Raw genomic sequence first — 22586 nt, 5'->3', positions numbered from 1 at the left:
GAGACCCTGTGGCTCCTGACCGCTGGTCACGGATGCCGGTGCCGCGGTGGCAGGAGCGGCCGGCGGCGCCGTGGCGCGCGGTGGGGCGGGTGGTCGTCCACCGGACGGTACGGCGGCACGTCCCGGCCCGGCTGGTAGTGCGGGCCCTGCCGGATGTGCCGGACGATCAAGGTCATGTCGACGGCGGCCACCAGCCACAGCACCCCGCAGGCCGCCGCCCACCCGGGACGTCCGGTGAGCGTGAACGCCGCCGTGCCGAAGATCGCCCAGGCCAGACCCCACACGCTCAGCCACAACCGCGCCCGCAGCGCACTGCGCGCGGTCGCCGGCTCACTGCCCGTACGCATCACCTTCACGCTCCTCCCTCTCACGTACCCTTCGACGAGGACGTTCACCCAAGGGGGACCGCACCGTGCTGCCGGACGCCGACGACCTGCCCGAGCTGCTTCTCGACCTCGCCGTACCGCACGAGGACATCAACGAACTGGTCGGACTGCGGAGCACGGTGACGGGTGACCCGGGCGTGCTGCGACTCCTGGCGGAGTGCGTGGAGGAGCTGGTCCGTGACCTCGGGGAGATCGGCCGGACGCCGGACATCGACGAGCGGATCGCCGCCGCGCCGGCCGCCCTGGCGCGGTACTTCGCCGTGTACGTCTTCCTCGCCGCGGTGCCATACGCGCGCGCATACCACCGCGAGCGCGGCATCACGGCCGATGTCTCCCGCCGCACCCTCGCCGACCTCGGCCGTAACCTCGCCTCCCACCGCAGACGGCACGGCACGGCCGGCGTGCAGTCCCCGCGCTGGCTGGCCCATCACTTCCGCGGTGAGCTCTACCAGCTGGGGCGACTTCAGTTCGAGCGGGCGGCGCTCGGGCAGCTCGCCGCACCGGGGCTGGTGGCGGCCGGGCTGCGGGCTGCGGCGGGCGACCCCTGCCTCGCCGTCCACATACCCGACTTCCACGGCCCCCTGACCCCGGCGGCCTGCGACCGCTCCGTGGCGCTGGCGCGGAAGTTCTTCGCCCTGCACTTTCCCGAGGAGCCGTACTCGGCCGCGGTCTGCCACTCCTGGCTGCTCGACCCGCAACTGAGGCGGTACCTGCCCGCGCGGTCCAACATCGTCCGCTTCCAGGAACGGTTCCGCCTCGCCGGCCAGGACACGGAACCGGCCGACCGGGAGCCCGTCCGGTTCGTCTTCGGCGACCCGGACCTGCCGGTGGGGGAGTTGCCGCGCCGGACCTCCGTGGAACGGGCGGTCGGGGATCACCTGCGGGCCGGAGGGCACTGGTACGTCGGGGACGGCTGGTTCCCTCTGCAGGCCGAATAACTCGAACGAGTGAACAGCGACCGAGTGGGAACGGGCGTGCGGGGACCGGCCGTTGTCCGGGCATGAAGGTCGAAATGCGTGAGGGATACGAGGGAACCGGTCCCGGTGCGATCACTCCGGACGGCTGCGCGGTGGAGCTGTACTCGCGGCTGCCGGTGCGCGACGAACCCGACATCATCGCGGCGGCGGTGCCCGCCGGGGCACACATCCTGGAACTGGGCAGCGGAGTGGGCCGGGTGACCCACCCGCTGCTGGAGCGCGGTTTCACGGTCACGGCGGTGGACGAGTCCGCCGAGATGCTGGAGCGCGTCCGCGGGGCGCGCACGATATGCAGCCCGATCGAGGACCTCGACCTGGGCGAGAAGTTCGACGTGGTGATGCTCGCGTCGTTCCTGGTCCACGCCGGCGACGTCGAGGTCCGCCGGGGACTGCTGCGCACCTGCGCCCGGCACCTGGCGGAGGGCGGCTGCGTGCTGATCCAGCGGGAAGGAGAGGACTACCACACCGACCTGCCGCGCGAGCGGCTCGACCCCGCCGGGTTCACGGTACGGATGGTGTCGGCGGAACCGGTCGGTGACGGGGCGAACTCGGTCCGAGCAGAGTATGTGTTCCCGGACGCGGTGTGGACACAGACGTTCTTGAGCCGGCCGCTGTCGAAGGAGCAGTTCGAGGAGGCGCTGGCGGAAGCGGGACTGGAGGTGGACGAGTACCTGACCCCGGACCGGGTGTGGGTGAGAGCGGTACGCCGATGAGTTTTCGGCCCGGGGTGGGTCTACATCGGTGACAGCAACCGAGACCGCTCCACCCAGGAGAACCCCATGGCCGAGACCACCACCCCCGCCGCCTCCGACAGCGCCATCTCCGCCGGTCCCGCCGCCTCCGCGCCGGCCCGCGGCCGCCGTGCACAGGTCGCCCGTGTCGCTCTGCGCACGGTGCAGGTGCTGCTCGCCCTCTTCTACGGGATCGCGAGCGCGCTGCCCAAGCTGATCGCCCACCCGTCGGCCGTCGAGTCCTTCGACCGGATCGGCTGGGGCAGCGCCGGCATGTACGCGATCGGTGCGCTGGAACTCGCCGGGGCCGTGGCCCTGTTGGTCCCGGTGCTCCAGTCACTGGCGGCGATGGCGCTGAGCGCGCTGATGGTGGGTGCCTTCATCGTCCAGCTCACCGTCTTCGACGGTCAGTACGCCGCGACACCGCTGATCCTCATCGTGCCGCTGGCCCTGATCGCCTGGGCCCGGCGCGGGCACAACGCGGAGCTGCTGCGGCTGCTGCGGCCGGCCCGGTGACGGGCAGCGTGACGTCACTGTCCGCCGGGACGCCCCCTGAGCCCGTTCAGCGCGCGCAGACGCTCCAGCTCGCGGCGGTCGCGCTTGGTGGGGCGGCCGGTACCGGGATCGCGGAGACCGGCGGGGGCCACGGCCTCGCGGGGCGGGGGCGGCGGCGAGTTGTCGATGTAGCACTGCTGGGCCACGGGGGCGCCGACCCGCTTGCGGATCAGGCGCTTGACGATCACGACCCGTTCCCGGCCCTCCTGCCGCAGACGCACCTCGTCGCCGACGCGCACGGAGTACGCGGGCTTGACGCGTTCACCGTTCACATGGACGTGTCCGCCACGGCAGGCGGTGGCCCCCAGGGAGCGGGTCTTGATCAGCCGGACCGCCCAGATCCAGCTGTCGATGCGCACGGTCTCACCGCTCGCGGGACCCGCCGCCTCGGCCGCGGCCACGGCGGCGGCGACCTTCGGGTCGACGGCGTCCGCCGCGCGCGGGCCCGGGTCGGCGCCGTCGCCGGTGCCGCCGGTGTCGCGGGTGGTGTCCTCGTCCGCATCCTGGGAAGCCATGTCCTCGACCTTAGCTCGCCGGGGTGCGGGAGCAGGACCCGATTTTCCACCCGGACGAACCGGTCGCGGCGCAGCCCCTACCGTGGAGGCATGAACACCAGCGGCCTCGCCCAGCTCGACCGGCGCGTGGCGGACTGCCGGGCCTGCCCCCGGCTGGTCGCCTGGCGGGAGGAGGTGGCCCGCACCAAGCGTGCCGCCTTCGCCGACTGGACGTACTGGGGACGGCCCGTGCCGGGCTTCGGGCCGCCCGACGCCCGGCTGCTGGTCATCGGCCTCGCCCCCGCCGCCCACGGCGGCAACCGCACCGGCCGCATGTTCACCGGCGACCGCTCCGGGGACGTGCTGTACCAGGCGTTGTACGACGTGGGCCTGGCCTCTCAGCCCACCTCCGAGAGCGCCGACGACGGGCTCGAGCTGTACGGCGTCCGCGTCACCTCGCCCGTGCACTGCGCCCCGCCCGCCAACAAGCCGACCCCCGGCGAACGGGACACCTGCCGGCCCTGGCTGGTACAGGAGCTGCGGCTGCTGCGGCCGACGCTGCGGGCCGCGGTGGTGCTCGGCGCCTTCGGCTGGCAGGCCGCGCTGCCCGCGTTCGCCGAGGCGGGCTGGAACGTCCCCCGTCCCAGACCTGCCTTCGCCCACGGCACCCGCGTGGCGCTGGACGGCCCGGACGACCTGGACCTCTTCGGCTGCTTCCACGTCAGCCAGCGCAACACCTTCACCGGCCGGCTCACCCCCGAGATGCTGCGCGAAGTGCTGCACACGGCAGCGCAGACGGCCGGGCTGTCAGTCTGACCCGGCACCACCGGGTGTAGCCCGGCGTCACGTCACTCCGGCGTCACGTCACCCGGCGTCGGCGGCCTCGCCGAACAGGTGCCGCACCGTCGACCGGTAGTTGGCCTGGACGTGGCGGAGCGCGTGGGCGCGGGCGCGGTCCGGGTCGCCGGAGGCGATCGCCTCGTACAACTCACGGTGTTCCATGAGCAGTTGGGGCCACTCCTCGTTCTGCCGGGTCAGCCAGCGCAGCCGGCCGTCGACCGGTTCCATGACCGAGATCAGCAGGCTGTTGCCGGCCAGGGCCCGGATGCGGTCATGGAAACGGGTGTTGACGTCGGTGATCGTCTCGGCGTCCCCCGTCTCGGTGGCCGTGGCCGACCGGGCCAGCAGTTCGCGCAGCTCCGCCAGCGCCTGCGGGGTCGCCCGTGACGCGGCGAGCCCGGCCGCGTACACCTCCAGGGCCTCGCGCAGCTCGAAGAGTTCCTTGACGTCGGTGGGGGTCAGCCGGCGTACGACCGTACGGCGGGGTGTCTCGAAGAGGACGAAGCCCTCGGCGACCAGGGCCCGGATCGCCTCCCGGACCGGCACGCGCGAGACCCCGAAACGCTCGGCCAGCTCACGCTCGACGAGCCGGTCACCGGGGCGCAGGCGGCCCGCGATGATGTCCTGCCGCAGGTCGGCGAGGACGCGCTCGCGCACCGCGCCGAGGGGTTCGATCTTCGCCATGGGGCCATCTTCGCCGACGCGAGGGGTCTTTTACGGGGCCGTAACAGGACGGACATCGGTCGCGACTCTTGACGGCGGGACTATGGCACAGTTTGGTATACCAAACGGTCCGGCCAGCCACCCCCCGAGCAGTCCTCCTCCGTCCCCCGTCCATGGAGGCCCCCGTGTCCCTCGCCGACCGTGCCGAAGCCACCGGCACATCATCGTTCGTCCCCGACCCCCGGCTCACCAACGACGACCTCGCTCCCGCGGCCAACCGTTCCTGGAAGGTCTTCGACCTCTTCGCCATGTGGATGTCGGACGTCCACAACCTCGGCAACTACACCTTCGCCGCCGGACTGCTCTTCCTGGGCATGAACGTCTGGCAGATCTTCACGTCGCTGCTCGCCGGCTTCGTGATCATCTACCTCGGAATGAACATGATGGGCCGCATCGGCCAGCGCACCGGCGTGCCCTTCCCGGTCGTCAGCCGGATCGCCTTCGGTGTCTGGGGCGCCAACATCCCCGCGCTGATCAGGGCCGTCATCGCCATCATGTGGTACGGCATCCAGACCTACCTCGCCTCGGTCGCCGTCAACGTGATGCTGCTGGCGGCCTGGCCGGGCCTGAAGTCGTGGACGCACAGTTCCTTCCTCGGCCTGGACACGCTCGGCTGGGTCTCCTTCGTGGCGCTGTGGATCGTCCAGGCCCTGATCATCAGCCGGGGCATGGAGTCGGTGCGGAAGTTCCAGGACTTCTGCGGTCCCGCCATCTGGGTCGTGATGATCGCGCTCGCGGTCTGGGTCCTGGCCAAGGCCGACTGGACCATCGCGCTCACCTCCACCCCGCACCCGGTGTCCACGGGCGAGCAGTGGCGCCAGTGGTTCGGCGCGGTCGGCCTGGTCCTGGCGACCTACGGCACGCTGATGCTGAACTTCTGCGACTTCTCGCGTTTCGCGCCCGACTACCGGACCGTCAAGCGGGGCAACTTCTGGGGCCTGCCGGTCAACTCCACGGCCTTCGTGATCGTGTCGGTGATCGTCACGGCCGGCGCGTACGAGGTGTTCGGCAAGGAGATCACCGACCCGGCGTACCTCGTCGCCGAGATCGGCAACAAGTGGGTGCTGGTGATCGGCGCGCTGACCTTCGCCGTGGCCACCATGGGCGTCAACATCGTCGCCAACTTCGTCTCCCCGGCGTACGACCTGGCCAACGTCTGGCCGCAGAAGATCACCTTCAAGGTCGGCGGCATGATCAGCACGGTGGCCGCGCTGGTCGTGACCCCGTGGAACCTGTTCTCCAACCCCACGGTCGTGAACTACTTCCTCGGTGGCCTCGGAGCCTTCCTGGGCCCGCTGTTCGGCGTGATCATGGTCGACTACTACTGGGTGAAGCGCGGCCGGGTGGACGTCCACGAACTCTTCGACGCCGCGCCGGACTCCCGCTACCACTACCGCAGGGGCGTCAACCCCAGGGCGCTGTGGGCGTTCCTGCCGTCGGCGGCGGTCGCGGCCGTGCTGGCCCTGGTGAAGGCCTTCAGCGATGTGGCGCCGTACTCCTGGTTCATCGGCACGGCCCTGGCCGCCGGGCTGTACGCGGGACTGTGCCGCGGCGAGCGCGCCACCGAGGAGGGCTGACCGACGTGCGGATCGTCGTCACCAACTGCAACACCACGCGGGAGATGACCGAGGAGATCGTGCGAGGTGCCCGGGCCGCCGCGGGGCCGGGCACCACCGTGACCGGACTGACCCCCGCATGGGGACCGGAGTCCGCGGAGGGCTGGCTCGACAGCTACCTGTCCGCCGCGGCCGTCCTCGACGCGCTGCGGACGTACAAGGGGCCGCCCTACGACGCCGTGGTCCTGGCCGGCTTCGGTGAGCACGGCCGGGAAGGCGTACGGGAGCTGGTGGACGTACCGGTCGTCGACATCACGGAGGCCGCGGCCCACCTGGCGTGTCTCCTGGGGCGGCGGTACGGCGTCGTCACCACCCTGGAGCGCTCGTGCGGGCAGATCCAGGACAGCCTGGAGACCGCCGGGGTGGCACGCAACTGCGCCGCGGTCGTCGGCACAGGACTGGGTGTCCTCCGCCTCGGCGACGACGACGAACGCACGGAGACCGCCTTCCTGGCGGCGGCCGAGCGGGCACGCGAGGCCGGGGCGGAGGTACTGGTGCTCGGCTGTGCCGGGATGACGGGGTTGCGGCGGGCGGTGGGGGAGAAGCTCGGGCTACCGGTCGTCGACGGGGTCGGCGCGGCGGTGAAGCTGGCCGAGTCCCTGGTCTCGCTGGGCCTCACGACGAGCCGGACGGGCACCTACGCAAAGCCCCTCCCCAAGCGGAGACTGTGGGGCCGCCCGTCCGCCTGATCACGGCCGCCACTCATAACGAACGTCCGGCTCCCGCTCCTCGTTCCCGCTGCCGTCCGTGAACTCCACGGCGACGAACCCGTGCCGCTCGTAGAAGCGGTGGGCGGGCTTGTTGACCTGGAAGGTCCACAGGGTGAGCCCCTGTGGGCCGCGCTCCTTGGCCAGCGCGACGAACCGGTCCCCGATGCCTCGCCCGCGCCGGTCCGGATCGAGGTAGAGCTGCGCCAGCAACTCCCCCTGGAGCACCATCACCCCGACGACCGCGCCCGCCGCCTCGGCCACCCAGGTCTCCCGCAGCGGCACCAGGACCTCCCGGAAGTACTGGCGCACCTCGTCATCGGAACGCGGCCGGACGACCGTGGGCAGCGCGGCGGCGAAAGACCGCAGCCAGACATCGGCCGCGGCGGCGGCGTCGGCATCGACCGCCCTGCGCAGGACGACCCCCTCCCGGTCGTTCACTCGGGCACCACGGCCGTGGCCGTGATCTCCACGAGCTGCCCGGTGTACCCGAGGCACGCCACCCCGATCAGCGTGGACGAGTGCGGCCCCGCACTGAGCCCGGACGCCTCCACCACCTCCCACACGGCCGACAGCACCGACGGCTCACCGCTCACCACGTACACGTCCGTCGACACGACGTGTGCCAGGTCGCTTCCCACCGCGGCCAGTTGCTCCCGCAGATTGCGGATCACCTGCTCCGCCTGCCGCACGGCATCTCCCGGCCCGACGACCTCCCCCTCCTCGTCCAGAGGCACCGCGCCGGCCAGAAACGCGAGCTTCGTACCGGCCTCGACGACGGTGGCGTGCGAGTAGGTGGGCGGCGGGAAGAGACCGGGGGCGGTGACGCGCCGGATCATGGGCGGGGCTCCTGGGGTCGGATGATCGGATGGCGGGCAACCATCCGATCATCCGAACCGCCGCCCTTCGCCGCATCCCAATTTCCGGGCGGCGAGCAGCGGTTCGAGGAAACGCGGTGACAACGCGTGTCAGCTCGACCGGGTAGATGGTTCATCACAAAACGATCACCAAATGTTCACCCCTCTTTTGTGTGGCGCGTACATGTACTTACCGTACGTCCCGCTGAAAGATCCTCAGGGGGGCGAAATGAACAACCAGTGGTACAAGCGCAAGCGCGTGTGGGTGGCTGCTGTGGCCGTGTTCGGCCTGGGCGCCATGGGTGGCACCCAGAGCGCGCAGGACGAGGTGAACGCGGCGAAGGCCGCTGCCGCCAAGCCCCGGCCGACCATCACGGTGACGGCCACGGCGACCGTGACGAACGTACCGAAGGTCGCGCCCGCGCCCACGGTCACCAAGACGAAGACCGTGAAGAAGCCCGGCCCGACCGTCACGGTCACGAAGGCCGCGCACAGCGTCTCCGGCACCAGCAACAGCGGCACCACCAGCAGCGTCGGCAGCGGCGGCGGGAGCAGCGACACCGGCACCGGCACCTGCTCGATCACCTCGAACGCGGGCAACTGCTACTCGGCGGGCCAGTACTGCCGCAACGGCGACCACGGCGCCCAGACGACGAACGCCGCAGGTACGAGCATCAGGTGCAGCTACAGCTCGGGCGCGTGGCGCTGGACCTACGCCTGACGGCACACGAACCGCGCTGCGTCGCAGCAGCGTTGGGTTATCGTTGAGGATTACGCTCTGGGTCCTGTCCATCGACCCAGCGTGATCTGCTGGGGGGCATCGTGGATCCGTATCTCGTCTCCGTGGCCGGCACCGCCGGTACGACCGTCGTGACCCTGCTCGTCCAAGAGGGCTGGCAACAGACCCGCGACCAGGTCGTCGCGTTGTGGCGGCGGTTCCGGCCGCTGGACGCGGACCAGGTGGGGCGCGAACTCGACGCGTCCAGGCAGGCCGCACAGGACGCGGAGGCGAACGGGGACCACGCGGCGAGCAGCGGCCTGGCGGACCGGTGGAGCAGGCGGTTCGAAGGACTGCTGGCCGAGCACCCGCAGGCGGTCGGCGCACTGAGCGACCTGCTGGGTCCGGCCCCCCGCCCGGCCGGCCAGACCGTCAACGGCACCGTCCACCTGGAGGGGCGGGCCGAGGGTGACGGCCGGGTCTACCAGGCGGCCCGGGACCAGTACGTCAACGAGCGATGAGCGTTGCGGAACACCCCGACGACGGTGGTGAACGCATCCGTGCCTATGGCTGTGCCTCCGAGAACGGGCTCGTGATCCAGTCCGGCGCCAATCAGTATGTGACCTACATTCAACTCACTGTGGAGCACGAGCAGGCTGTCCTGGAGGCGCGGGACCGCGCGGACCACGTGGTTCACACGCTGACGCGCGCGGTCGGGCAACTGGCCATGCGGTGCGACGATCTGGAGGAGAAGGCGCGGCGGGCCAAGGCCGAAGGACGGGCGGAGGCCCATGCCGAGTTCGCCGAGAAGCTCAAGGACGCCGAGCTCCATGTACTGCACACCCAGCAGATGATGCGTGCGGCCCAGGAGGCACGGGCGGAGACCGAGAAGCTGCTGGACGAGGCATACCGCGAACTGGCGCGCCTGCGCGGGGAGGCGGTGGGGGACGCCGGGACGGTCGCCGGTGCGGCGGACGCGGCGGGCGACAGCCCGGAGACGCGGCGGTTCGCGCACAGCATGGAGCAGGCGGAAGCGAAACTCGGCACGGTGCGGGACAACCTGCGGCAGTTGAGCGAGGAGGCGCACTCGCGGGGCAGCGAGCCCCCGCCGGGGGTCGTGCCGGGTCCGCGCGTGGTGAAGCCGGACCCGGCCGAGAAGGTACGCCCCTACCGCCCGAGCACTCCGACGAAGCTCGCCGGCTCCCTCGTGGTGTCCCCTCCAGTGGCCTGGCTCATGGCGGTCGTGATCGTCCTCGCCGCCGCACTGCCCTTCCCGGTCGCCGGTTCCGCCGTCCGGGCCGTGTACTCGGCCGACGCACCGCCGCCGGCCGGGTATGGGACCGGCTTCATCCTGGGGATGGTGCTGTTCGCGGGCCTGATCACCGTTTTCCTCTGCGCGGCGTTCGTGGCGCTGCTCGACCTGTCGACCGTGGTCCTGGTCCTCAGCTGGGGCTTCTACCTCTTCCTCGGCCTCGGGCTCTTCGTCGTGGCAATCGGGCTCGACCCGAAGGCCCTCCCGGCGCTGACCGCCGTCGGCCACTTCCTTGGTGAGTACCTGGGGCCGCTGTGACCGTCGGTCAGTGCCGGGCGAACTGGACCCGGGTCGCCTGGACGACGTCCGGGCGTACGGCGATCCCGCTGACCGTCAGCTGCTCCCCGTAGATGTCGGTGAGCCGGAGCGAGCCGCCGCAGCCGGTGCCGCTCTCGGACAGGAAGTAGTTGTAGGTCTCGCGGGTCAGCTGGCGCCAGCCGCTGCCGGTGCTGACCTCCAGGCGGGCCAGCGGGTTGCGGTGGCCGAGGGCCTGGATGCCGCACCAGTTGGCGCTGGAGCCGGTCTTGTAGCGGATCGAGATCGTGCCGGAGGTGCTGGGGCTCAGCAGACTCCAGGTGACCGGGATACGGCCGGCATTGAGGGCGGCGAGCTTCGCGAAGGCCTGCTCGCTGAGGTCGAGCGCCCCGGGCGCGCACTCGGGGCACTCGTTGGTGACCCGCACCGTGACGGAGGCCCCGCCCGCGTGGACGCTGATGTACGCCCCGCACGCCTTGGCCGTCTCGTAGTCGGTGTGGTTCATCGCCACGATCATCAGATCGGAGGTCGGGCCGTACGTGCAGGCACCGTTGCCGTCCGCCGCGTCGTAGTGGGTGGCCACTCCGGTGTATGTGACCCCCGGCTTGATCCGCCCCGCCAGCGGGGCCGCGCCGGAAGCCGGACGGGCGTCGGCGGCGGGGGTGGTGTGGGCGGGCGACGGCCGTGCCGACGCGGTGTGGGCCTTGGCCGGCTTCGGGGTGGTCCTGGTGGGCTTCGGCGTCGGGGACGCCGTGGACGGCTTCGGCTTGGGCGAACGTGTCGGTGTCGCGGTCCCGGCGCTCGTCTGCCGGGTGCTCGCGGCGGGCGCGGCCGCGGCCCGCACGGTCCGGGGCGCGTCGTGCGGGCGGAACGCCATCACCAGGGAGACGAGCAGTCCCACGGCCACCACGGCGACGGCGGAGACGAGCGCCGTGCGCCGTCTGGGGACGGGGCGGCGGTGGGGTGAAGATGCCACGGGTGACTCCTTTGAGTCCTTCGAGTCCACACGTGATACGTGAGGACATGCGCTTCCGACTCATCAGTGGTCGCCGGGGCCGGGAAGGTTGCCGCGGTTTCGGCCACAGGGTTATGCGGACCGCGTCCAGTCCGGGTCCTGCGGACGCGCAGGACGGTCCCACACCAGGGCCCGATCGACGAGACCCGGCACGTTCTTGTCCTGGTGCCCGTCCGCGTACTCCACGCCACGGTTCTCGTACAGGGCGTCGGCGACTTCGATGAGGTAGTCGGCGAACGACGGCCACGCGCCCAGCTTGGGAATGCCGGCCTCCTCGAAGGTTCCGATCCGTCCGTAGCCGGGTCCCGGGGTGCAGTCCGTGAACAGCCCGTACAGGCAACTGCGGTCGGTCGCGGCGAAGGCGAGGTACCGCATCGCGGGATCGACCGGCATACCGATGGTGTGCGGGCCCTCGTCCCAGTACGTCAGCTGCTGCACCGGAGGGATCGCGTGCTGCATCGGCAGCAGCCAGGCCGTTCCCTGTCCTTCGAGCGGAAGCCCGGTTTCGGGCTCGGGTGTCCAGCCGAAGTCGGCGGGGTGGCCGGTGCCGTCGCGCAGGCGGTAGAAGGCTTTGAGGCCCGGTGGCATGGTGAGGTCGAGTTCCTGCTCGACCTCAAGGATCTCGGTTTCCGGGGCAGGTGGCGGGAGCATCCGGTGGGAGCGCGGAGCGTTCTGCTCCAGCCATCCTTCGATCCTGGCCCAGGCGCCCGCTGCGGCCTCTTCCTGCTGTCGGTCGTCGGTCACACCCGCGACCCTACGGTCGTCCCGCGCCCGTACCTGCCGGGATTTCAGCGGCGGGGTGGCTGGAGGAGTTCCGCCCACACGGTCTTGCCCGGTGCGGAGGCGCGGGGCGTGACTCCCCAGTCGTCCGCGAGCGCGGCCACGAGGAGGAGGCCGCGGCCCGATTCCGCTTCCGCGTCGGGGGACGGGGGAGTGCGCGAGGGCTGTTTCTCCGTGCGGGTGTCGGTCACCTCGATACGGAACGTGTCGCCGCCGGTCAAAGTCAGCCGGAGGTCGAAGTCCCGGCCGGGGACGTGGCCGTGACGTACGGCGTTCGCCGTCAGCTCCGCCGCGATGAGGGTCAGCGTCTCGCTGACCGGGCTGTCGTAGGGGTGCCCCCAGTCGTTCAGGCGGTGCGAGACCAGACGGCGGGCCAGGCGCGCGCCGCGCGGGGTCGAGGTGAACCGCATCGCGAACTCGTGGACGGGGGTGATTGCCGACTTCATGCCGTCAACGGTCATGCACTGTGCGTAGTCTTGGCCAGGTGTGACGCGCTGACCAGCGCGGGCTGTACGTGGCTGCCGCGCGCTTGTACGTGATGCGGGGCGTGACCTGTGGTGCGGGAGGAACTGCGGCATGGACGACGAGTACGAGCCCGGTACGGGCATGCTGCACGTCTTCGGGCGGCAACTGAAGCTGTTCCGGGAGCGGGCGGGGCTGGACCGGGCGGAGTTCGGGTCGCGGGCGGGGTACTCGGCGTCGACCATCGCCTCGTACGAGCAGGGGAGGCGCATTCCGCCGCCGGGGTTCATCGACCGGGCCGATGAAGTGCTCGGCGCCGGTGGCGTGTTGAGCGCGGGGAAGGAGGAGGTGGCTCGGGCTCAGTATCCGGCGTTCTTCCGTGATGCGGCGAAGTTGGAAGCCGAGGCGGTTGAGCTACAGCTGTACGACACCCACGTGGTGAACGGCCTGTTGCAGACCGAGGGGTACACGCGGGCCCTGCTGGGCATGCGCCGCCCCCTTCTGGACGCGGAGACCATCGAGCTGCGGGCGACGGCACGGCTGGCGCGGCAGGACATCTTCAGCAAGTGGCCCGCTCCGCTGCTGAGCTTCGTCATGGAGGAGCCGGTGGTGCGGCGGCCCCTCGGTGGGCGACAGGTCTGGCGGGGGCAGCTGGAACAGTTCCTTCTCATCGGCCAGAAACGGAACGTCGAGATCCAGGTGATGCCACTCGACCGTGAGGACAACGCCGGTGTGGATGGTGCCTTCACCCTGCTGACTCCGGGGAGCGGCAACCCGGTCGGATACATGGAGGCGCAGGGTCGGAGCACACTGGTGACCGATCGCAAAGAGGTCCATGCACTGTCGGCCCGCTATGGGATCATCCGAGCCCAGGCCCTCACTCCGAGTGAGTCACTGGCCTTCATCGAGAAGTTGCTGGGAGAGGTATGAACGCCGAAGCGCTGACCTGGGTCAGGAGCAGCTACAGCGGAGCTGAGGGCGGCCAGTGCGTCGAGGTCGCCGTACGCCCGGACAGGGTCCACGTCCGTGACTCCAAGGACACGAACCGCCCCCCTCTGACCGTCGAGCCCGGCACCTGGGCCGCGTTCGTCGAGCACGCGGCGCTGTGACAACGGCCTTCCTCGACTCCACCGCCGGCCGCCTCGCCGCCCTCCCCACCGTCCGGGCCGTCGCCCTCGGCGGTTCGCGGGCCCAGGGCACCCACCGTCCCGACAGCGACTGGGACCTGGCCGTCTACTACCGGGGCGCCTTCGACCCCGCCGACCTGCGTGCCGTCGGCTGGGAGGGGGAGGTCTCCGAGGTCGGCGGGTGGGGCGGCGGGGTGTTCAACGGGGGTGCGTGGCTGACGATCGACGGGCGGCGGGTCGACGTGCACTACCGGGACCTCGATGTCGTCGAGCACGAACTGGCCGAGGCGGAGGAGGGGCGGTTCCGGGTGGAGCCGCTGCTGTTCCATCTCGCGGGGATCCCCACGTACCTGGTGGTCGCCGAACTCGCCGTCAACCGGGTGCTGCGCGGGGAACTGCCGAGGCCCGCCGGCTATCCGGACAAGCTCCGGCGCACGGCCTCCGATCGCTGGTACGGCACCGCCCGGGCCACTCTCTCCTACGCGCGGGCCAACCACGCCCCTGCGGGCCGCCTCACCGAGGTCGCCGGAGCCCTGGCCCTGGCCGCCGTGCAGACCGGGCACGCCGTGCTCGCGGGGCGGGGGGAATGGGTGACGAATGAAAAGCGGCTGCTGGAGAGGGCCGGTCTGCGCGGGATCGACGAGGTTCTCGGGGCACTGCGCCCCGACCCCGAGGCCCTCCGGGACGCGGTCCGCGCCGCCGAGGGCATTCTCGCCCCCGATAATGCTTGGAACGGGGGCAACTGACGCTGTTAGCGTCCTTTCCGTGGCGAAACTCAATCAGATCATCGCAGTGGAGAAGGGCGTCAAGTCCAAGGCACACCAGGACCTGACGGCCGCTCACCACGGCCTTCAGAAGCCTGCCCTGCTGGCCGGTATCTCGCGGACGTACCAGCCGAAGGACGAGGAGGGCGAGCAGTTGCCGCCCGAGTCGACTCGGGTGCAGGTGCAGGCCGAGGACGTGCTGCGGCAGACGGCGGCGACGCTCACGCGGCTGTTCGATGTGACCGCCACCAAGGACTGGGCCAACTGCGCCGCCCGCGCCGATGTGAAGGTGGACGGGCGGGTACTGCTCGCCGACGTGCCGGTGGCCTACCTGCTGTTCCTCGAGAAGCAGCTCGTCGACCTCAACACCTTCGTGCGGAAGCTGCCCGTCCTCGACGCCTCCGAGTCCTGGGTGCAGGACCCGTCCACGGACGCGTGGAAGACCGAGCCCGTGCGGACGCTGCGCACCAAGAAGGTGCCGCGCAACCACGTGAAGGCGGAGGCGACGGACAAGCATCCGGCGCAGGTCGAGGTGTACTACGAGGACGTTCCGGTCGGGTACTGGACGACCGTGAAGTTCTCCGGCGCCCTCCCCGCCCGACGTGTGAACGAGATCCTCGACCGCGTCGAGAGGCTCCAGCAGGCCGTGAAGTTCGCCCGGGAGGAGGCGAACGGCGTGGAGGTCGTCGACCAGCGGGTCGGGGACGCTGTTTTCGGTTACCTGTTCGGGTAATCTCAAAGACTCCCCGGCCCATCGCGGCCGGGGTGCGCGAGGAGCGCAAGCTGAAGCTGAGGCTTGTCGTGATGAGCGGCCGTACCCGCCAAGGAAACACAGGGACGGACCGCGTTCAATCTCAGACTCTCGCTCCAGACTCAGCATTCGCCGCCGATCGCCGGATCGACCGGGCCCAGGCCCCAGCACGTCGAAATGCTGGTTCAAGTCCAGCCCGCGCAGCTCGATGCGCGGTGGTCCAAAGGCAGGACGCGGCGACATTACGACTGACCTGGGCTCTCAAGCGTGCCGGCGTGCCGACACGGGCGGCATTTCAGGACCCGGGGGCAGGCTACGCCCTCGGGTCCGCTTACGTGTGACATGGCCCACGGATGACGTGGCTCAGGGAATTGCGTACATAAAGAACACCGCTTCCGGGTCATATGTCACACCGGCGAAACACATACGCCCCGTCCCGTTCGGGAACCCGATTTAGGATTGAAGCACCGAGCAGCCCGGCCACCGTCGCCCGAAGGCGCACCCCGCCCTCGTTCGCACAGGAGCCCAGTGACCCGCGTTTCCCCCGTTCTGCCCCCGTGGCTCGCCCACGCCTTCCGTGCCCAGCGCGGGCCCGTCCCCTGGAGCGCGGTCACGCGGGGTGCGCTGGCCGCCGGTCCGCTGCTCCTCGTCGCCGTGCTCGCCGACCGCGTCTCGCTCGGCATCGTCGCCGCCATCGCCGCCATGCTGGCCGGGACCAACGACCGGCCGGGCAGTCGACGGGCCTCGGTCAAGCGGCTCGGGGTGCCCGCGTTGGCCGGGGCGGCGGGGCTGCTCACCGGGACGTACGGCGGGCAGCACCTGGCAGCCGTGCCGCTGACACTGCTGCTCACCGGGCTCGGCCTGATCGCGGGCGGCGCGGTCGCCGTCGGGCCCGCCGCCAGCGCCGCCGGGTCACAGCTGCTGGTCGGAGCCGCCGTCGGCGCCGGGATGCCGCTGCCCGAACCCGGCTGGCTGCGGGCTCTCGCCTTCCTCGCCGGGGCGGGCTGGCTGCTCGCGCTGCGGCTGGTGCTGCCCACCCCCGGCTCCCTCGCCGGTGACTTCCGCTTCGACGGGGAGCGGGACGCCGTCGCCGGGGTGTACGACGCGATCGCCGAACTGCTCGACGCGGTGGGGACCGAAGCCGCCCTGACCCGCCGGGCCGCGCTGACCGCCGCCCTCGACCACGCGCAGGACGCCCTCGCCGGGCCCCGGCTGCGGCGCCATGCCAGCTCCGCGGCCGAGCGCCGGCTGCACGCCCAGTACGCCGCCGCGCTGCCCCTCGCCGAGGCCGCGACCGCCCTCGCCTGGGCCGGGGACGCCGTCGGTGAGCGCGCCTCGGAGGGGCCCCGGCGGCTCGCCGGCGCCGTACGCGACAACAGTGGCACCGGCCCGCTGCCCGCACCCCACCGGTCCGCACCCGCGCTGCGCGCCCTCGACGACGCCCTGCTGCGCGCCGCCGAGACCTTCGACCGGGCCGGGGACGCACGGCAGCGGCTACAGATCCGCCGGCGCACCGCACGGGACCTCCTGCGCACCGCCCTCGGCAGCGGTGGACGGGAGTACGCCCTCAGGATCGCCCTCTGCTTCGGGGCCAGCGTGGCCATCGCCCAAGCCCTGCACCACGCCCGCTGGTACGGGCACGAGCACTGGTACTGGCTGCCCGTCACGGCGGTGTGGCTCGTCAAGCCCGACCTCGGGCCGCTCGCGTCCAGGGTGCTGTCCCGGGCCGCCGGAACCGTCCTGGGCGCCCTCGTCTTCGCCGGCTTCGCCGCCGTACTGCCCCGGCCCGAGGGGCTCATCGCGCTCGTGACCGTCTGCGGGGCGCTCATCCCCGTCGCCGCCCGGCACTTCGCCGCCCAGACCGCCGTCTTCACCCTGCTCGTGCTCGCCCTCGTCATGGTCGGCGGGGAACCGCAGGCCTCCGCCGGCCGGCTCGGCGAGACGCTGCTGGCCTGCGCCCTCGTGCTGATCGTCGGGCACCTGCCGATGCCGGGGGCGCGCGGCGCGGGCGTACGGCAGCGGCTCGCGGCGGCCGAACACGCCGCGCGCGCCTACCTCGCCCACGTGCTGAGCGAGTCCGACGACCACGCCGAACGGTGGGCGCTGCGCCGTGAGGCCTACCGTGCCCTCGCCGAGGCCCGCACCGCCATCGCCCTGTCCGCCGCCGAGCTGCCCGCCCTCGCCCGCCACACGGAGGGCACGGACAGCGTCGCCGCCGTCCTCGAACGGCTCGTCGACACGACCACGGCGAGCGCCGTGCACCTCGACGACACCGGTCACCTGACCCCGGAGCAGACCCGGCTCCTCACCGAACTCGTCGGCGAGCTGGAGCGGGGGAGCGGCAAACCCGTTCCGCTGAACGCGGGCTCCGTTTCCCCGTGAGGGGAGTGCCGTTCTCCATAGGGTGGATCCCATGGATCTCGCCGACGGCCTCATCGACCAGCCCTACGACGTGTACCGGCGCCTGCGCGAGGAGGCGCCCGTACATCGCATCGCCGGCCCCGACGGGACGCCGGCCTGGCTGGTGACGCGGTACGAGGACGTGCGCGAGGCCCTCGCCGACCCTCGGCTGTCGCTCGACAGGAAGCACGCCACGGCGGGCACGTACAAGGGGTTCGCCCTGCCGCCCGCCCTGGACGCCAACCTCCTCAACATGGACCCGCCCGACCACACCCGCATCCGGCGCCTGGTCGGCCGGGTCTTCACCCCGGGCCGCGTCCAGCAGCTCCGCGAGCCCATCCGGCGCACCGCCGACGGACTCCTCGACGCGCTCGGCCCGCACGGTACCGCCGACCTGGTCGCCTCCTATGCCGCGCCGCTTCCCATCACCGTCATCTGCGACCTGCTGGGCATCCCCGAGAGCCACCGTCTCGACTTCCGGGTGTGGACCGACACCCTCATGGTCCCCGACCCGGCACACCCGGACGCGGGACGCGAAGCGATGGTCGCCATGCTCGGCTTCCTCACCCGTCTCCTGGCCGACAAGCGCCGGGAGCCCGCCGACGACCTCCTCTCCGACCTGATCGCCGTGCGCGACGAGGGCGACCGGCTGAGCGAGGACGAGTTGATGTCCCTGGCCTTCCTCATCCTGTTCGCCGGATACGAGAACACGGTGCAGCTCATCGGCAACGCCGTGCTCGCCCTGCTGAGCCACCCCGACCAACTGGCCGCCCTGCGCGAGAACCCCGCGCTGCTCCCCGCCGCCGTGGAGGAGATCGCGCGCTACGAGGGGCCCGCCCTGCTCGGCATCCGGCGCTTCCCGGTCGAGGACGTCACCATCGGCGGGGTCACCGTGCCCGCCGGTGAGACGGTCTGGGTGTCGCTGTCCGCCGCCAACCGCGACCCCGCCCGTTTCCCCGACCCCGACCGCCTCGACCTCACCCGCGACACCGGCGGGCACCTCGCCCTCGGCCACGGCATCCACTACTGCCTGGGCGCCCCACTGGCCCGCGCCGAGACCGAGATCGCGCTGGCGGCGCTGCTGGAGCGGTTCCCGCACCTCGCGCTCACCGAGGACGCGTTGCGGTGGCGGCCCTCCCTGCGCGCCCGGGGGCTGGCCGCGCTTTTGGTGACGTTCGCGACGCGTGCTCAATCCGACACGGTCGGTGCTTTCGATGCCGGAAAGTGCACGGACTCTCACCTACCGCGCTGAACAGGTGTCAACAATGTCTCAGTCCCGTCACCGAGCGAGCCGTTTTCCCTTTCCAGAGCGTTAACTCCTTTACGAGTACGACGCACTTCTGGAGGTGCAGGATGGTGAACGGGCGAACGGTGCTCGAACGCTTTCCCGCCGGTGGACCGCGGGGATCGTGGCCGGCCGAGGAGTTCGCGCACGCGCGGCGCCTCGAAGGGCTGCCCGCCGAGGTCGTCATGGATCTGGCGACCGACATGTTCCTGGTGATCGTCCGGGGTGCCGACGGCGCCGAGTGAGCGGGCTCAACCCGCCTTCGGGGCGGGCAGCTTCGCCGTGAACTGTTCCGCCTGGAGCGCGTACAGCTCCGCGTAGAGGCCGCCGGTGGCCAGCAACTCGTCCGGGCTGCCGGACTCCACGAGCCGGCCCTGGTCGAGGACGTGCACCACGTCGGCGTGGCGCACCGACGCCAGCCGGTGGGTGATCAGTACGACGGTCTGGCCGCTGCCCGCCAGCGCGCGGATCCGGTCGAAGACCTCCAGCTCGGCCCGGGCGTCCAGGGCCGCGGTCGGCTCGTCCACGATCAGGATGCGGCCGCGCCGGTACGCGGCCCTGGCGATGCCCAGGCGCTGCCACTGGCCGCCGGACAGCTCGTGCCCGCCGCTGAAGTTGCGGGCCAGCAGGGTGTCGAGGCCGCGCGGCAGGTCCGCGACCACCTCCCGCGCGCCGGCGTCCTCGACGGCGTCGGCCAGGCGTTCCTCGGTCATGGGCGCGGAGGAACGGCCGACGGCGACGTTGACGCGGGCCGTGAACGGCCAGCGCTTGAAGTCCTGCGCGACCATCGCGATGCGCTCGGCCAGGTGCCGCCGGTCGGCCCGCGCCGCGTCGACACCGTCCCACAGGATCCGGCCCCGGTCCGGCTTGTACAGGCCCGCGAGCAGCTTGACCAGGGTCGTCTTGCCCGAGCCGTTCTCGCCCACCAGTGCCACGATCCGGCCCAGCGGCAGGCTGAGCGTGACGTCGTCCAGGGCGGGGCGGGTGGAGTCACCCGGGTAGCGGAAGGTGACGTTCTCGAAGCGGATCTCATGCGGATCCTCGGGCAGGGCCTCGCCGCCGACCGGGATGGCGCGTTCCGCGGCCTCGGTGTAGAGCCGCTGCAAGTCGCCCACGAACAGGGCCTCCTCGTGCAGCGTGTTGATCTCCAGCACCAGCGTGTCGAGGCTCGCAGAGCCGGTGCGGATCGCGATCACCGCGGTGCCCGCCACGGACAACGCCATCGCGCCGGACAGCAGCAGCGCGCCGAGCGTCGCGTACGTCGCCACCGTCGCCAGGCCCGTCCAGGCCGCCGCGATCAGACCCGTACGGGCCGCCAGCCGGGCCAGCCGCTCCTGCTCCGCCTCCGCGCTCTCCGACATCGCCCGGAAGTGCCGCAGCAGGAACGGCCCGACGCCGTGCACGCGGATCTCCGGGGCGGCCTCCGGTTCGGTGAGCAGGCTGCTGATCAGATGCCCGGCGCGGGCGTGCTGCACCCAGGTGTGGAAGGACTCGTAGCGGCGCCGGGCGTTGGTCAGCGCGCCCCAGGCGCTCGGCAGGGTCATCGTGATCAGCAGGGGGAGCAGGGCCGGGTGCAGCACGGTCAGTACGCCGGCCGCCGCGATCAGCGAGATCATCGCGTTGATCACGCGGGTGCCGTACATGATCATGCGGCGCGCCGACGACGCACCGTACTGCGCGGTGTCCAGCAGCTTGTGGAAGGCGTGGTCCTCGATCGCGGACAGCTCCACGGCCGCGGCACGCTCCAGATACAGCTCGGTGGCCACCCGCTCCACCTTGGGCTCCAGCCGGCCGGTCGCGTACGTCGACGCGGCACCCAGCAGCGTGGTGATGAGCGCCACCGCGGCCATGACGATCAGAGCGGGGGCGGCGCCGCGCAGCCGCTCCTCCAGGGCACCGCCGCCGATCAGCCGGCCCAGCACGCTGTTCACCGCCAGCAGGCTCACCGCCTGCGCCACGCCCCGGCCCGCCTCGGCGGCCAGCACCGTACGGGCGGCCTTCGGGTCGGCCTCGCGGGCCAGCCGCAAGCTGCTCGCGAGCATGCCGGGCAGCCGGGTCACCATGGCCCGGAAGTCCAACTCCAGGAAGGCGTCCGTGTGCTGGTTCCACCCCATGTCGTAACGCAACGGCCCGCCGAACAGCAGCCGCTCCGACTCGGACACCTCGGGCCCCGCCGAGCCGTGCCTCTCACCCACCGTCAACCTCCCCCGGGTCATGACCGAACGGCCACTATCGCGGGCGCGAACGCGCACGGGGCAGAGCGCGAGCCGAATCGCCGGGGGCACGCGGGCGTACACCACCCGGCTCGCTGAGAGTCAGCCCCTCCGCGTTCGAGGAGCGGGGTCGGGGGCGGAGCCGCAGGCGGAGTCGAAGGGGCGCAGCCCCTGGAGGACGGGAAGGGCAGGCGCGGCGGGGGCGGAACCGACTGCCGCAACCCCGCGGAGCGCTACGCGCTGAGGGGGCGCGACCAGTCCGGCGTGGTGTCGGTGACCCGGCACAGTGCGAGGTACAACGGGATCGGCGGGGTGTACGGAACCGTGCCCTCCGGCCGGTGGATGAGGCGGGCGGCCCGGGGGACCGGGGCGCCGGCGGCGTAGTGGGCGGGGGCGGGCCACGACAGGGCGTAGTCGGAGTCGGACGGGACGATCCACCACCAGTGGACGCCGTCGGTGTACACGCACCCCACGCGCGGCAGCATGGGCACGATCACCGGTCCGAAACGGGCGGGGACGGCCACCGCGTCGCAGCCCAGCGGGGCCGTCATGCCGTCGGGGACGGCCGTCGGCTGGGCGTCGCCCACGCCCCCGGCACGCCCCGAGGGGCCCTGCTCACGCCGGATGCGCACCAGAGTGTCCAGGCCCATCGCCTGGCCGGGGCGAGAAGTGCCGGTCACAGCCTTCCCCACGTCCGGTCCCGCTCGCGCGGGATCCTTCCCAAGGCGCCCAGGTCGTGCCGCGCCTTCGCCTGCTCGTCCTCGCCCGGTCCACGCCCCGAGCCGTGGCCCGTGCCGTGGCCCGTGCCATGCGGTGCGGCCGGCTTGGAGCGGGCGCCCCAGCCGAGGTCGTTGCGCGGTCCGTCAGCGTCGTCGTGCGGTGCGTCACCCCTGCGCGGCAGCTCGGCCCAGACCATCAGGCCTGACCCGAGCTCCTGCGCACCCCACGCCCGGCACATGGCGTCGACGAGAAGCAACCCCCTCCCGTGCTCCTCGTCGGGCCGCTGCGGGGACGGGTGGGGCTCACCGGGGGCACAGCCTTCGTCCTGCACGGCTATGCGCACGGTGTCCTCGTGATCGTGCAGCTCGCACACGACGCGACTGCTCGCGGTGTGCACGATCGCATTGGTGACCAGCTCGGATATCACCAGAACCGCGGTGTCGCAGGTGTCCGCGCAGACCTGCCAGCCCGTCAACCGGGCACGCGCCAGACGTCTCGCCTGTGCGGGCGAACCCGGATGTGCGGCCAGCTCGAAGCGGAACCGGCGCCCGGCAGCGCCCCCACCTGGGGCGACTCCCGTGGCGGCACCGAGACCGAAACGGCCTGCGGCGGCGTCTGTTCCTAAGGGCGCGGACGGAATCACGCTTGCCACTATCGCCCCGCCGCGAACACTTGGCAAGTGTCACTCTGAAAATTGCAGAGTGCTGTGTGACTCGGTCAAACGCCGTGGCACACTGCTCGCAACAGCACGTTGAGCGGCGCCAGTTGGGATCGTCGAGGATCCACATGATCTTCGAACGTGATTTCGAATGGCGCCGTAGGTCTGTCAGATTTCCTCGGCTTTCCGTCGCGTTCGGCGCGTTGAGCCGTGGTTGAGCCGTATTCGTCCGTGGAGGTG

27 protein-coding genes are annotated in these 22586 nt (G+C 71.6%); 16 read left to right on the top strand and 11 right to left on the bottom strand.

Annotated elements, in window-relative coordinates; translation table 11 throughout:
* Nucleotides 1-26: 26 nt before the first annotated feature.
* Nucleotides 27-347: a DUF6343 family protein gene (locus ACFY01_RS08545; RefSeq protein ID WP_390734922.1), complete on the bottom strand. Its 321-nt coding sequence runs from the start codon at nucleotides 345-347 to the stop codon at nucleotides 27-29.
* Nucleotides 348-412: 65 nt separating this feature from the next.
* Between ACFY01_RS08545 and ACFY01_RS08540 the strand changes: the two genes are divergently transcribed.
* From ACFY01_RS08540 to ACFY01_RS08530, 3 genes are all read left to right on the top strand, one after another.
* Nucleotides 413-1324 carry an acyltransferase domain-containing protein gene (locus ACFY01_RS08540; protein WP_390734921.1) on the top strand — a complete coding sequence of 304 codons (912 nt, stop codon included), beginning with the start codon at nucleotides 413-415 and terminating at the stop codon, nucleotides 1322-1324.
* Between the two features lie 74 nt (nucleotides 1325-1398).
* On the top strand, nucleotides 1399-2076 hold the full coding sequence (locus ACFY01_RS08535; RefSeq protein WP_390734920.1) for a class I SAM-dependent methyltransferase: 678 nt from the start codon (nucleotides 1399-1401) through the stop codon (nucleotides 2074-2076).
* Nucleotides 2077-2142: 66 nt separating this feature from the next.
* Nucleotides 2143-2610, top strand: coding sequence for a DoxX family protein (locus tag ACFY01_RS08530; RefSeq protein WP_390734919.1), 468 nt, complete (start codon nucleotides 2143-2145; stop codon nucleotides 2608-2610).
* Nucleotides 2611-2624: 14 nt separating this feature from the next.
* Here the strand turns inward: ACFY01_RS08530 and ACFY01_RS08525 are convergent, their stop codons facing one another.
* On the bottom strand, nucleotides 2625-3164 hold the full coding sequence (locus ACFY01_RS08525; protein WP_390734918.1) for an RNA-binding S4 domain-containing protein: 540 nt from the start codon (nucleotides 3162-3164) through the stop codon (nucleotides 2625-2627).
* Between the two features lie 90 nt (nucleotides 3165-3254).
* Here ACFY01_RS08525 and ACFY01_RS08520 point away from each other — a divergent pair, with 90 nt between their 5' ends.
* The gene (locus ACFY01_RS08520; protein WP_390734917.1) at nucleotides 3255-3959 is read left to right on the top strand and encodes a uracil-DNA glycosylase; all 705 of its coding nucleotides are present in this window, start codon (nucleotides 3255-3257) and stop codon (nucleotides 3957-3959) included.
* A gap of 48 nt (nucleotides 3960-4007) precedes the next feature.
* Here the strand turns inward: ACFY01_RS08520 and ACFY01_RS08515 are convergent, their stop codons facing one another.
* Nucleotides 4008-4667: a GntR family transcriptional regulator gene (locus ACFY01_RS08515; protein ID WP_390734916.1), complete on the bottom strand. Its 660-nt coding sequence runs from the start codon at nucleotides 4665-4667 to the stop codon at nucleotides 4008-4010.
* Between the two features lie 164 nt (nucleotides 4668-4831).
* On the opposite strand from ACFY01_RS08515, the gene ACFY01_RS08510 reads away from it, so the two are divergent.
* Both ACFY01_RS08510 and ACFY01_RS08505 read left to right on the top strand, forming a co-directional pair.
* Nucleotides 4832-6283, top strand: coding sequence for an NCS1 family nucleobase:cation symporter-1 (locus ACFY01_RS08510; protein WP_390734915.1), 1452 nt, complete (start codon nucleotides 4832-4834; stop codon nucleotides 6281-6283).
* A 5-nt stretch (nucleotides 6284-6288) separates the two neighbouring features.
* Complete coding sequence (locus ACFY01_RS08505) at nucleotides 6289-7011, top strand: aspartate/glutamate racemase family protein (protein ID WP_390734914.1); 723 nt, start codon at nucleotides 6289-6291, stop codon at nucleotides 7009-7011.
* Here ACFY01_RS08505 and ACFY01_RS08500 read toward each other — a convergent pair whose 3' ends face one another.
* Nucleotides 7012-7470, bottom strand: a complete 459-nt coding sequence (locus ACFY01_RS08500) for a GNAT family N-acetyltransferase (RefSeq protein WP_390734913.1) — start codon at nucleotides 7468-7470, stop codon at nucleotides 7012-7014.
* A complete protein-coding gene (locus tag ACFY01_RS08495) occupies nucleotides 7467-7868 on the bottom strand; it encodes a RidA family protein (protein WP_390734912.1) in 402 nt (133 codons plus the stop codon). Before ACFY01_RS08495 ends, ACFY01_RS08500 begins: the two co-directional genes overlap by 4 nt.
* A 247-nt stretch (nucleotides 7869-8115) precedes the next feature.
* Here ACFY01_RS08495 and ACFY01_RS08490 point away from each other — a divergent pair, with 247 nt between their 5' ends.
* The 3 genes from ACFY01_RS08490 to ACFY01_RS08480 all read left to right on the top strand — a co-directional run bounded on the left by ACFY01_RS08490 (nucleotide 8116) and on the right by ACFY01_RS08480 (nucleotide 10174).
* The gene (locus tag ACFY01_RS08490) at nucleotides 8116-8607 is read left to right on the top strand and encodes a hypothetical protein (RefSeq protein WP_390734911.1); all 492 of its coding nucleotides are present in this window, start codon (nucleotides 8116-8118) and stop codon (nucleotides 8605-8607) included.
* A 101-nt stretch (nucleotides 8608-8708) separates the two neighbouring features.
* On the top strand, nucleotides 8709-9125 hold the full coding sequence (locus tag ACFY01_RS08485; protein WP_390734910.1) for a hypothetical protein: 417 nt from the start codon (nucleotides 8709-8711) through the stop codon (nucleotides 9123-9125).
* On the top strand, nucleotides 9122-10174 hold the full coding sequence (locus ACFY01_RS08480) for a hypothetical protein (protein ID WP_390734909.1): 1053 nt from the start codon (nucleotides 9122-9124) through the stop codon (nucleotides 10172-10174). The genes ACFY01_RS08485 and ACFY01_RS08480 overlap by 4 nt, the downstream gene beginning before the upstream one ends.
* Before the next feature lie 7 nt (nucleotides 10175-10181).
* Here ACFY01_RS08480 and ACFY01_RS08475 read toward each other — a convergent pair whose 3' ends face one another.
* The 3 genes from ACFY01_RS08475 to ACFY01_RS08465 form a co-directional block, all read right to left on the bottom strand.
* Nucleotides 10182-11147: an expansin EXLX1 family cellulose-binding protein gene (locus tag ACFY01_RS08475; protein ID WP_390734908.1), complete on the bottom strand. Its 966-nt coding sequence runs from the start codon at nucleotides 11145-11147 to the stop codon at nucleotides 10182-10184.
* A gap of 111 nt (nucleotides 11148-11258) precedes the next feature.
* Nucleotides 11259-11930, bottom strand: a complete 672-nt coding sequence (locus ACFY01_RS08470) for an SMI1/KNR4 family protein (RefSeq protein ID WP_390734907.1) — start codon at nucleotides 11928-11930, stop codon at nucleotides 11259-11261.
* A gap of 44 nt (nucleotides 11931-11974) precedes the next feature.
* Entirely contained in the window at nucleotides 11975-12412 is a 438-nt protein-coding gene (locus ACFY01_RS08465; protein WP_390734906.1) for an ATP-binding protein, read from the bottom strand.
* Nucleotides 12413-12542: 130 nt separating this feature from the next.
* On the opposite strand from ACFY01_RS08465, the gene ACFY01_RS08460 reads away from it, so the two are divergent.
* The 7 genes from ACFY01_RS08460 to ACFY01_RS08430 all read left to right on the top strand — a co-directional run bounded on the left by ACFY01_RS08460 (nucleotide 12543) and on the right by ACFY01_RS08430 (nucleotide 19000).
* Nucleotides 12543-13358, top strand: coding sequence for a helix-turn-helix domain-containing protein (locus ACFY01_RS08460; protein WP_390734905.1), 816 nt, complete (start codon nucleotides 12543-12545; stop codon nucleotides 13356-13358).
* Complete coding sequence (locus ACFY01_RS08455) at nucleotides 13355-13537, top strand: DUF397 domain-containing protein (protein WP_390734904.1); 183 nt, start codon at nucleotides 13355-13357, stop codon at nucleotides 13535-13537. Before ACFY01_RS08460 ends, ACFY01_RS08455 begins: the two co-directional genes overlap by 4 nt.
* Entirely contained in the window at nucleotides 13534-14301 is a 768-nt protein-coding gene (locus tag ACFY01_RS08450) for a nucleotidyltransferase domain-containing protein (RefSeq protein ID WP_390734903.1), read from the top strand. Before ACFY01_RS08455 ends, ACFY01_RS08450 begins: the two co-directional genes overlap by 4 nt.
* A 19-nt stretch (nucleotides 14302-14320) precedes the next feature.
* Nucleotides 14321-15052 carry a hypothetical protein gene (locus ACFY01_RS08445; RefSeq protein WP_390734902.1) on the top strand — a complete coding sequence of 244 codons (732 nt, stop codon included), beginning with the start codon at nucleotides 14321-14323 and terminating at the stop codon, nucleotides 15050-15052.
* 546 nt (nucleotides 15053-15598) lie between these two features.
* Nucleotides 15599-17452 (top strand): FUSC family protein, encoded by a 1854-nt coding sequence (locus ACFY01_RS08440; protein WP_390734901.1) that lies wholly within the window; start codon nucleotides 15599-15601, stop codon nucleotides 17450-17452.
* A 31-nt stretch (nucleotides 17453-17483) separates the two neighbouring features.
* Entirely contained in the window at nucleotides 17484-18722 is a 1239-nt protein-coding gene (locus tag ACFY01_RS08435) for a cytochrome P450 (protein ID WP_390734900.1), read from the top strand.
* A 101-nt stretch (nucleotides 18723-18823) separates the two neighbouring features.
* On the top strand, nucleotides 18824-19000 hold the full coding sequence (locus tag ACFY01_RS08430) for a hypothetical protein (protein ID WP_165955606.1): 177 nt from the start codon (nucleotides 18824-18826) through the stop codon (nucleotides 18998-19000).
* A gap of 6 nt (nucleotides 19001-19006) precedes the next feature.
* Here ACFY01_RS08430 and ACFY01_RS08425 read toward each other — a convergent pair whose 3' ends face one another.
* The 3 genes from ACFY01_RS08425 to ACFY01_RS08415 form a co-directional block, all read right to left on the bottom strand.
* A complete protein-coding gene (locus tag ACFY01_RS08425) occupies nucleotides 19007-20971 on the bottom strand; it encodes an ABC transporter ATP-binding protein (RefSeq protein WP_390734899.1) in 1965 nt (654 codons plus the stop codon).
* 230 nt (nucleotides 20972-21201) lie between these two features.
* Nucleotides 21202-21618: a hypothetical protein gene (locus ACFY01_RS08420; RefSeq protein WP_390735271.1), complete on the bottom strand. Its 417-nt coding sequence runs from the start codon at nucleotides 21616-21618 to the stop codon at nucleotides 21202-21204.
* Nucleotides 21619-21644: 26 nt separating this feature from the next.
* Nucleotides 21645-22340, bottom strand: coding sequence for an ATP-binding protein (locus ACFY01_RS08415; RefSeq protein WP_390734898.1), 696 nt, complete (start codon nucleotides 22338-22340; stop codon nucleotides 21645-21647).
* Nucleotides 22341-22586: the final 246 nt, after the last annotated feature.

This window comes from Streptomyces sp. NPDC001480, assembly GCF_042894725.1.
Classification (GTDB): domain Bacteria; phylum Actinomycetota; class Actinomycetes; order Streptomycetales; family Streptomycetaceae; genus Streptomyces.
The sequence above is the reverse complement of the archived record's forward strand: the minus strand, read 5'-3'. Positions and strand labels throughout refer to the sequence as shown.